At 47.4% G+C, this 9,742-nt stretch carries 8 protein-coding genes; 2 read left to right on the top strand and 6 right to left on the bottom strand.

The features are described from left to right. Window positions 1-195: 195 nt before the first annotated feature. Window positions 196-798 (bottom strand): DUF3172 domain-containing protein, encoded by a 603-nt coding sequence (locus QT987_RS20380; protein WP_333142979.1) that lies wholly within the window; start codon window positions 796-798, stop codon window positions 196-198. A 291-nt stretch (window positions 799-1,089) separates the two neighbouring features. On the opposite strand from QT987_RS20380, the gene clpS reads away from it, so the two are divergent. Next, entirely contained in the window at window positions 1,090-1,371 is a 282-nt protein-coding gene (gene clpS / locus QT987_RS20375) for an ATP-dependent Clp protease adapter ClpS (protein WP_015178019.1), read from the top strand. A gap of 231 nt (window positions 1,372-1,602) precedes the next feature. Here the strand turns inward: clpS and QT987_RS20370 are convergent, their stop codons facing one another. Then, complete coding sequence (locus tag QT987_RS20370; protein ID WP_190743136.1) at window positions 1,603-1,935, bottom strand: RNA-binding protein; 333 nt, start codon at window positions 1,933-1,935, stop codon at window positions 1,603-1,605. A gap of 287 nt (window positions 1,936-2,222) precedes the next feature. Then, window positions 2,223-3,500 (bottom strand): hypothetical protein, encoded by a 1,278-nt coding sequence (locus QT987_RS20365; protein WP_333243550.1) that lies wholly within the window; start codon window positions 3,498-3,500, stop codon window positions 2,223-2,225. A gap of 408 nt (window positions 3,501-3,908) precedes the next feature. Here QT987_RS20365 and QT987_RS20360 point away from each other — a divergent pair, with 408 nt between their 5' ends. After that, window positions 3,909-5,291, top strand: a complete 1,383-nt coding sequence (locus QT987_RS20360) for a UDP-N-acetylmuramoyl-tripeptide--D-alanyl-D-alanine ligase (RefSeq protein WP_333243548.1) — start codon at window positions 3,909-3,911, stop codon at window positions 5,289-5,291. 123 nt (window positions 5,292-5,414) lie between these two features. Here the strand turns inward: QT987_RS20360 and QT987_RS20355 are convergent, their stop codons facing one another. The 3 genes from QT987_RS20355 to fusA form a co-directional block, all read right to left on the bottom strand. Further along, window positions 5,415-5,849 (bottom strand): hypothetical protein, encoded by a 435-nt coding sequence (locus QT987_RS20355; protein WP_333243546.1) that lies wholly within the window; start codon window positions 5,847-5,849, stop codon window positions 5,415-5,417. Window positions 5,850-6,138: 289 nt separating this feature from the next. Further along, complete coding sequence (locus QT987_RS20350) at window positions 6,139-6,783, bottom strand: Uma2 family endonuclease (RefSeq protein ID WP_333243543.1); 645 nt, start codon at window positions 6,781-6,783, stop codon at window positions 6,139-6,141. A 290-nt stretch (window positions 6,784-7,073) separates the two neighbouring features. Then, the gene (gene fusA, locus QT987_RS20345) at window positions 7,074-9,158 is read right to left on the bottom strand and encodes an elongation factor G (RefSeq protein WP_333243539.1); all 2,085 of its coding nucleotides are present in this window, start codon (window positions 9,156-9,158) and stop codon (window positions 7,074-7,076) included. Between the last annotated feature and the right edge of the window lie 584 nt (window positions 9,159-9,742).

Here is a 9,742-nt window from a genome sequence, read left to right as displayed (position 1 = left end):
GGGGTAAAAAGGCGATCGTTCCTTGTAGTGCAAGGGTTTGTGAGATTTGAACATTCCCCCTACTGGGGGAACTTCAGTTTAATATTTTCTCAGAGCAGTTTTCCATTCTCTGAAATAAAGTAAGGACTTAGGCTAAGCCTAAGTCCCTACCCCATATCTGAAATTGACTCAACTGAAAACCGCTATATCGGGGATTTAGAAATTTTGACCTTCCGTGGTTGGAGCTATCGAACCCGGTTGGTTGAGGAACAGGTTTTTAGCGCCGTCGTTTTGGTAGATACAGTTAATTTCGGGTTGAGCTTCCAGGGGGCCGGTGAAGCCAAAGGTGTTCATGCGATTTTTGCAATCGCGCACTTGGTCTTGGCTGATGAGTTTTCTTTGTTCGAGAATTGCCCAGTTATTGGTTCGCAAAACGCATCCGGGGCGCATACTCGGCTGCGAGATGTAGACGTTGAAGGGGTTGAGGGTGACGTAGAGGCGCATATCTGTCACCATCGCGCTGGCTCCAAACTGCACGCAAAGTTCTGGGTTCGGGGCGCTGCGATCGATAAATTCGCGGGAGGCTACGTTCTCTGGGCTAATTGTAGCTGTGGAGCTAAAGGCAATGCCAATCCCAATTCCCAGAATAAAGACGGCTGTTAAAATCCCTAGGGTGGCGGAATTGAGGAAAGAGGGTTTGCCGGACTGAGGTTGACGCCGCGACTGTCCGCCAAAGGAGCCTGGGTAGTCGGAGTCTTCATCTCCTCGGGATGGGTCGCCGCTGAATCTGTCGTTGTAGGATTTAGGTTTGCGTTTCATATAATGTTCGTTCCCTCAGTTCTGGAGACTCAACAGGTAGTAGTTTGTTATTTTTAACCGATCGCGCCTTTCTAATATTATGGCGCTAGGAAGGTGGTTGCCCAGGGTCCAGGACACGCCCTGTGGGTTTGGTGTTGGGTTCACAGCTCGCGATCGACCGAGGGGCTGCCTTGTCTGAAGTTTCAGATTTCAATAAAATAGCTGAAAGTGAGATAGTCTTGCACAGCGGAGGAATCCGGCTCAAGATTGTTGACAAATTTTAACATTTTACAAGTCAGGAGGTATAGATTAGTGTCTGTCGAAATTATTCAAAAGCCTTCCACAGTCCGCAAGCTTGCACCGCGCTACCGCGTTCTGCTGCACAATGATGATTTCAATCCTATGGAGTACGTGGTGCAGACTTTGATGGCGACGGTACCGAGTCTGACTCAGCCACAGGCGGTAAATGTGATGATGGAAGCCCATACTAACGGGATGGGATTGGTGATTGTTTGCGCTCTCGAACACGCTGAGTTTTACGCTGAAACGCTCAATAATCACGGATTGAGCAGCAGCATCGAACCTGACGATTAGAACCTGACGGTACTGCAACGGATTCGCCCAGCCGGTTTCAGACTTATACCGTCAACCCTCATACATACCAAAAAGCCAAGGGTTCGGCCCTTGGCTTTTTGGTATATTTAATGCGGTAGATATGGAAACTTGAAGAGCATAGGTTTTTCGGAAAGGCCGGAAGTGGTTCGGAGCTAGGTGAGCTCTCGCGCCAATTTCAACTCTTCAATCTCAAATCTTTATCAGAGGAAATTAATAACGTCCTCCGCCGCCGCCCCCTCCGCGAGCAAATTTTCCAGGGCCACCGCCGCCCCGGTTGCCGCCGCCCCGGCCACCTTCATCTTCGCGGGGCTTGGCTTTGTTAACTTTGAGGTCGCGACCCATCCACTCTGCTCCGTCGAGAGCAGCAATCGCTGCATCTTCTTCTGCATCTGTGGACATTTCTACAAAACCGAAGCCGCGGGGGCGACTGGTTTCTCTGTCGGTAGGTAGATGTACCCGCTTAACAGTTCCGTATTCGGCGAAGACGGTGGTGATGTCTTCTTGGGTAACTTGGTAGGATAAGTTACCGACGTATATCGACATGAGGAATAACTCCAAAATTTAGACAGTGCGAAGATTTCAGTTTCGGAGAGTCCCCTGCCGATACAGAAGGGCAAGTTTTTAGACAATTCTGTAGCAATGAACAAAGCCTGCAACTGAATCTGATTCACACTTGGTACTTTAACATAGAATAATGTCTTTTGAGTAGGTTTCAGGAGTTAATTAAGTCGTTCAAATTAAAGGTAAAACTTTTAGGGTATTCAGAAACCTGGTTGATGGGTGTGATGTTTTGCCTGCAGTGGAAGCAAAGAAAGTTATGCCGCGCCCTCTCACCGCAGGAAAGATACATCCACCTTGCCAAAGTTGGTACTCAAAGCTAGGTTTACGTTTTCTAGGGCTTTGACTAACCACACCACGCCTTCTCGGGTACTGCATTCGTAGTGACCGAACAAAATTGCCAGCCGCTTTTCTAGGTAGGGCTTGACTTTGCCGCAAATTAGTACGATTTTCAGCAGCAAACCTGTGGTTTGGGTGGGACCGAGGTTTGAGATCAGGTCGATGAAGACAAAGTGGTTGGGCCGCACAGGACTCTCTACTACTAAAAAGTTCAATAACTGGCTGCAAGTTCTGATCATTAAAAATTCGTTAAACTTCTGATCGTCGCTGTGGGGCAGGGTATTTTGTAGTTGCTTATACAATTTTTCGTTAAAGAGACGTTTGCCGTAGCGATCGTCGGTGACAGAAGAAATCAGGTATTCGTACAAGTCGTCTTTAAAGGAGCGGTAGGACTGATTTGTGCTGGCGTTCGCCGTGAAACGGCCCGCTAGCTGTCTGTAGGTATCTGCTCCTTCTACTTTTCCGACAAATTGCTTGAGGGCAAAGAATAGTTCCGGGTCGGTCAACAGGGTCGGATTTTTTATAGGTTGTATACTTCTTTTGAAGACAATTGAGGTTTCCCGACGGGCTGTTTGGGCTTTTCTCACTTGGTGAGCAACATACTGGGAGAGGTTGATCTCAAATTGCTGCTGCTTTTGAGCTTGGATTTTTTTAATGATTTTTTGCTGTTCGTAGCTGCTGTCGTCGCTGAGCAGGCAGTGTTTGTAGAGGTAAGGGTAGCGGGGAATTAAGGTTCCGAGGGCGAGGGTAGCAGGGGTTTTGCTGCTGCTATCTTCATTGTTGTGAGTTATGACTTTGGCTAAACGTTGGAGGGTGAGGTACTGTTCGCTTTCGGTAAATTGATTTACTAATTGGGGGATGGAGCCTCGCCCCCGCGATCGATGGTATCCAAATAAGATTTTGGGTGCTTCTTCAAACATAGCGATCAATTCAGGGATGGCTGCTTGCTTGCTGGGGTAGGTTTGCCAGCGGTTGATCAGGATGTGGCAGCAGCGGTTGAGAATGTATTTGAATTCTTGTTCGGCGTGTTTTGAGGCTGCTATTTTTTCGAGTGCTTCGGCGATCGAGCGATCGGGATATCCAGTACCCTGGATAAACAAAGTGCGAAAGCGGCTGATGAGTTCGGCAGGCTGCTCTCGTTGTACCAACTCCAGCCAATGCTTGTAAAGTAGCTGTTCTTCTTCGTGGCTTTGTCTGTTGTAGTCGTTCACTGTGGATTAACCCTCCGAGGCTGGGGCAGGAGCTTTCAGCGCTATTATTTTGATGAATTGGCAAATGAATCGCAATAATTGAGTCAACCGAGCTTCTCGCCGGCGGAGACTTATGGGTAGAAGCTGTCAGCAGCTTAAGCCGATCGATATTTTTTGCTTAGTTAAACTATTTATCAACACCAGCATGACATGAATTGTTGGTAATTAGCAAGGCCTTAAATACCATCGACTGTGTAAAGTATTGGTAAAGATCGTGGGTGGGTACGGGATAATTTTTTGGTGAACCGACGATTTAGTATTAGGATGATCGAGGTCAATCCCGATCCGCCGCCCGCTGTTAGTTAAATTTGAGGTTGGGCGAGGTAGAATTAGCTGTGAAAATAATTATTTTAAATGTGAGTGCTGGTTATGGTTTGTCGCGTAAGTATCGCCCAACTTGCTGAAATTTTAACTGTACCTTTGCCTACTGTGTCTGAAGGCGTTTTGACAGTTGTAGGGACAGGTATTGCCACAGATACGCGCACTCTTGAGGGGGGTGAAGTATTTTTGGCGCTGCGGGGAGACAATTTTGACGGCCATCAATTTGTGGCAAAAGCCAGGGATTTGGGGGCGATTGCCGCGATTGTCGATCGACATTGGCAAGAGGAATTGCCGAATTTTCCGCTGTTGCGCGTTGACGATACTTTAAAAGCTTACCAGTCGATCGCCCGTTGGTGGCGTGACCAATTCAGTATACCTATAGTTGCTGTTACTGGGTCTGTAGGTAAAACTACTGTTAAAGAGTTAATTGCGGCGGTTTTGTCAACGACGGGAAATGTTCTTAAAACTCAATATAACTACAACAATGAAATTGGCGTACCAAAAACTCTGTTGGAGCTTTCACCCGCACACAATTATGCTGTAATTGAAATGGGAATGCGCGGCCGTGGTGAAATTGCGCTACTGTCGCAAATTGCGCGTCCTACTGTGGCGGTAATTACTAATGTAGGAACGGCACATATCGGGCGATTGGGTTCCGAAGAGGCGATCGCCCAAGCTAAGTGCGAACTGTTAGCCGAAATGCCTGCTGATAGCATTGCTATTCTAAATCACGATAATCATAGATTAATGGCAACTGCGACCGAAGTTTGGCAGGGAAAAACTTTAAGTTACGGTTTAGAATGCGGGAATTTGTGCGGAGAATTGCTCAATCATGATACAATACTTATAGATGGTATGGAATTGCCGCTGCCGCTGCCTGGATGCCACAATGCAGTAAATTATTTGGCGGCTTTGGCGGTAGGAAAAGTGTTAGGTATTGATTGGGAAGTTTTAAAGCAAGGTTTGTCTGTGCAGTTACCGGATGGACGGGCGCGCCGCTACGATTTGCCGCAGGATATTGTGATTCTGGATGAGACTTACAATGCTGGTTTGGAGTCGATGTTGGCGGCCCTGAGACTGTTAGCAGATACTCCTGGAAAGCGCCGGATTGCGGTGTTGGGAACGATGAAGGAATTGGGCCACAGGGCGATCGAATTTCACCGACAAGTGGGAAGGGCGGCGCGAGATTTGAATCTCGATGCTTTGTTTGTTTTTGCTGATTTTGAGGAAGCGGCGGCGATGGCTGCAGGTGCGGCGGGTTTGCCTTTTGTGGAGATAGGAGATATTACAGCCAAGGATGGGCGGGAAGATTTAGCAAAGCGGTTGTTGGGATTTGTCGAAAAGGGCGATCGGATTTTATTTAAAGCTTCTCATTCAGTTGAGTTGAATCGAGTTGTTGAGAAGTTTAGGGCAGATTTTGCGGGGGAGTAATAGAAAAGAAATTTTGGGGATTTGAAATTATGCGATCGCTTCTAGTCGATCGCCGCCTCAAACTCACGTTTCGAGCGTTGATGCGTAGGGTAAGATGCTCATCTGCACCTAAGTCCCGATGGTTCAATATCCCGATCGCTCTAACGGCTCGATTTCGATATCTGGAGCAATCTCAATGGCTGCAATTCTGGCATTCTCAACTATCGTATTTCCTATCATTGTATTGTGTACTGCCTCAAACTTAGATTCGGCTTCCGAAATTTCTTCGTAGTGTACAATCACATGATAATATTTATTAATTGGTTCTCCAGAATCTGAAATTTCCACGGCAAGCGAATCTATATTCTGAGATTCTTCGGCTTTCTCGCGATACTCGTCGGCTAAATGTTCCAGGGCGATCGCGATCGCGTGTTCTTTCGTTTGTCCGTAAAAATTAATGGTATCATCAGGGCGATCGCTCAGAGATGACGAAATATGACAAAGATACTGCCCGTTTGATTGAGCGCAAACGTCGATCGCAATTGTACCAGCAGTGCGATCGGGATTTATTTGAGTCATATCAACCTCGCTCTTTGCTAAAATTGCTAAATTGTATCAGGGTCAATATTTAATTCTCGCAGTTTTGGGGCCAGGCGATCGGTTCGTTGCATCTCTTGTTGAGCGCGTTGCATCTCTATCAAAATTGAGATGGAGGAGAACATTAGCGATCTGGTTTAAGATATGCAAGGGCTAAATTAAGGTAAATTCCAGGAGTTCGCCCGAGTCATCCATCCGCGTCAGTCAGCGTTCATCTGCGGTTGCTAAAAAGAGCGTCAAACTCAGCCATCCCGAAGGGAATCGCGCTGCTTCAATCTCCTGAGTGAATTTGACTCCTCACCCACTCCCGGAACAAGCGAATTAAAGCATTTTCTTTTGTAGTCCTTCTCAATTCCAAAAAGCGCAGCATCTCAACTTGCGACAAAAAAGGAAAAGTCGGAGAAACATCTCTTTCTGTATATTCCTGTGCTTCCAACTGATACATTATTAAACGATTTCCGTCGTAGCGCCAAACTTCTGGTACGCCTAAACTTGCATATAAAGAAAGTCGGTCGATCGAACTGCTAGTAACGTCAATTTCTACCACTAAATCCGGTGGCGGATCTTGATTGAGATCGATTTGTTCTTTGTCCCAAACCACATCCTCATTTTCGATATAATAGCACTGATCCGGTTCCAAACCGCGAGCCAAATCCTCGCGCCTGCAAGTTAGAGAACCCAAACTCCGAATTTCGATGTTTAATTCTTCACTCACACTTTCCACAAAACGGCCTAAAATTTTCTTACTACCTTCATGGGGTGCTGATGGAGTCATAATTTCTAAATTTCCGCGATCGTAAGTCAAACGAATTCCAGGCTGTTCGGCGAGTTCGTTTACCAAAGATTCATAAGTCTGCCAACTAATGTTTTTGAGCAGAAATCCGGCTTTTGGGGTTTGAATCAGGGTGGCTGTCATGGCTACCTGCTTGCTTTTTTAATTATTGATTGTATCTTAGCAAACCTTATATTGAGGGACGGGCGATCACCCTTTTAGAGCAATTTTTGAAGAGAGCATCTCTTTCAGACAGTAAAAAGAATTTTTTAGGAGTTCTCGCTTGGTTGTATATCTCGCTTCGAGTTCTTACAGCGAACACTTCTGTGAAACTAAAATTGGGAGACTCCGATCACCAATGTTAAAAACTAGAAAAATCTAGTTTTTAACATTAGTGATTGAGTGCGACAAATCACTTCGTCGCAGTCAATACATTACTTCGCGGCTTGACGCTCTTTTGCCGCTTTGATCACTTCTTCAGCGATGTTATTCGGACAAGGAGCATAGTGCGAGAAGGACATTGAGAACTGTCCGCGGCCAGATGTCATAGTACGCAAGTCGCTAATGTAACCAAACATTTCGCTCAACGGTACATCTGCCTTGATCCGCGCTCCAGTTTGTCCTGTCTCCTGAGATTTCATCATCCCACGGCGGCGGTTGAGGTCGCCGATCACGTCGCCCATGTAATCATCTGGAGTGAATACATCGACATTCATAATCGGTTCGAGCAACTGAGGCCCGGCTTTCGGCAAAGACTGACGATAGGCCGCTTTGGCAGCAATTTCAAAAGCCATTGCTGACGAGTCAACGGGGTGGAAACCGCCTTCTAGAAGCGTGAATTTCAAGTCCAAGCAGGGGAATCCGGCCAAGACGCCTTTGTCGATGCAGCTTTCAAAGCCTTTTTCGACCGCTGGCCAATATTCTCTCGGCACGCTACCACCAGTCACTTTTGACTCAAATATGAAGCCACTTCCAGGCTCACCAGGCTCGATCACGTAGCCGATTTTGGCAAATTGACCGGAACCACCTGATTGCTTTTTGTGGGTGTAATCGTCTTCGAGGCGCTTGGTAATCGACTCGCGGTAGGCTACCTGTGGTTCGCCGACTTCTACTTCGATGCCGTGGGTGCGCTTGAGAATGTCTACTTTGATGTCGAGGTGTAACTCGCCCATCCCCTTGAGAATCGTTTCGCCACTTTCTTGATCCGTCACCATGTGGAAGGATGGGTCTTCTTGCACCATCTTGGTGAGGGCTGCTCCCATTTTTTCTTCGCCGCCTTTTTGTTTCGGTTTAACCGAAATCGAAATAACGGGATCGGGGAATACCATCGGCTCTAGGGTGGCGGGATTTTTGGGGTCGCAGATGGTGTGTCCGGTGCGGACGTTTTTCATACCGACGATCGCCACAATGTCCCCGGCTTGGGCGGATTCAATTTCTTCACGAGAGTTGGCGTGCATCTCCACCAAACGACTGATGCGCTCGGTTTTGCCTGTGGCGGTGTTGAGTACGGTGTCGCCCTTGGACAGAGTACCGGAGTACAAGCGTGTGAAGGTTAGAGCGCCGTAGCGATCGTCCATGATCTTAAACGCGAGTGCCCGCAATGGCCTGTTGGGATCGACGATCGCAAACTCGCCGGTTTCCTCGCCTTCGAGATCGACTTCGGGCTGCGGTGTGACTTCCATCGGGTTTGGCAGGTAGTCAACTACGGCATCCAGAACCAACTGCACGCCTTTGTTTTTAAACGATGAGCCGCAGTAGGTGGGGAAAAATGCCCGATCGCGAGTACCTTTGCGAATGCAGCGCTTGAGGTCGTCGAGGCTCGGCTCGTTGCCTTCGAGATACTGTTCCATCACAGTGTCGTCTTGCTCGACGGCCAGTTCAATCAACTTTTCGCGCCAAGTTTCGACATCATCCACCATATCGGCGGGAACATCTTTAATTTGATAGTTCAGGGGATCGCCGGAATCATCCCAGATCCAGGCTTTGCGGGTCAGCAAATCGACTACGCCGCAAAACTTTTCTTCTATGCCGATCGGCAATACCATTACCATCGGTTTAGCGCCAAGGATTTTATCAACTTGCTTGACAACGCGGTAAAAATCTGCACCGGTGCGATCGAGCTTGTTGATGTAGATGACGCGAGCGACTTTGGAATCGTTAGCGTAGCGCCAGTTGGTTTCAGATTGCGGTTCAACTCCACCCGAACCGCAGAACACACCAATGCCACCATCGAGAACCTTCAAAGAACGGTAAACCTCGATCGTAAAATCGACGTGTCCCGGAGTATCGATGATGTTGAGCTGATGCTCGTTCCAGAAGCAGGTGGTAGCAGCGGATTGAATCGTAATACCGCGCTCTTGCTCCTGTTCCATGAAGTCAGTAGTCGCCGCGCCTTCGTGAACTTCACCGATTTTGTGGATTTTACCCGTCAGTTTCAGGATTCTTTCAGTTGTGGTGGTCTTGCCAGCATCTACGTGGGCGAAGATGCCGATATTTCGATAACGAGTGAGATCTTTCATAAATTAGTGTTGAGATTAAATGCGACGAACCGTCGGCGACCACCTGCAAGCGTGACTAGCGAGGAATCAATGTTGCCTGGTAAGGCCAGTACAGGCCGGATTTCCTTTTTCCTGTTTCTGGCAGGACTATCTTAATTTTGACACTTCTCCGTCATTCCTGCGAAGGATTCTTGGTTTAATAAGAGCCCCAAGCCTGACAACTCATAAAAATACCCTAGACCAAGGGAAAAATCGTCTCCGAAAGTAGGTTGGGTTGAGGCACTCCTACCCAACAACTTCGTGTTTTTGACGTTTCGCTCAACCTGATATTTTGCAGCAGTCTCAGCAAAAAAGTATAAACCGCGTTTCCTGACAAAAAACCTAGGATTTTACGTGAGTTTATGGGAAGAAAACCGATTTCTTACATTACTGACATTAAATAAGGATCGCGAATTAAATAACTTACAATTTTAATTGTTATTGTGGGATGGGCGTCCCGCCCGTCCTTTTTGGACGGGCGGGACGCCCATCCCACTTTCAAGAGTGGAAGTTATTTAATTCTCATTCCTAAGTAGGTGCAAATAAACCTCCCTGTGGGGAGGAGG

Source organism: Microcoleus sp. SVA1B4, assembly GCF_036700545.1.
Classification (GTDB): Bacteria; Cyanobacteriota; Cyanobacteriia; order Cyanobacteriales; family Microcoleaceae; genus Microcoleus.
Note: the sequence above shows the minus strand (reverse complement) of the source record. Positions and strands in the feature narration are given on the sequence as shown.

Coding starts and splice junctions, on each gene's coding strand:
- fusA (WP_333243539.1), bottom strand. CDS start 9,158: ATGAAAGATCTCACTCGTTATCGAAATATCGGCATCTTCGCCCACGTA.
- QT987_RS20380 (WP_333142979.1), bottom strand. CDS start 798: ATGAAACGCAAACCTAAATCCTACAACGACAGATTCAGCGGCGACCCA.
- QT987_RS20355 (WP_333243546.1), bottom strand. CDS start 5,849: ATGACTCAAATAAATCCCGATCGCACTGCTGGTACAATTGCGATCGAC.
- QT987_RS20350 (WP_333243543.1), bottom strand. CDS start 6,783: ATGACAGCCACCCTGATTCAAACCCCAAAAGCCGGATTTCTGCTCAAA.
- QT987_RS20370 (WP_190743136.1), bottom strand. CDS start 1,935: ATGTCGATATACGTCGGTAACTTATCCTACCAAGTTACCCAAGAAGAC.
- QT987_RS20360 (WP_333243548.1), top strand. CDS start 3,909: ATGGTTTGTCGCGTAAGTATCGCCCAACTTGCTGAAATTTTAACTGTA.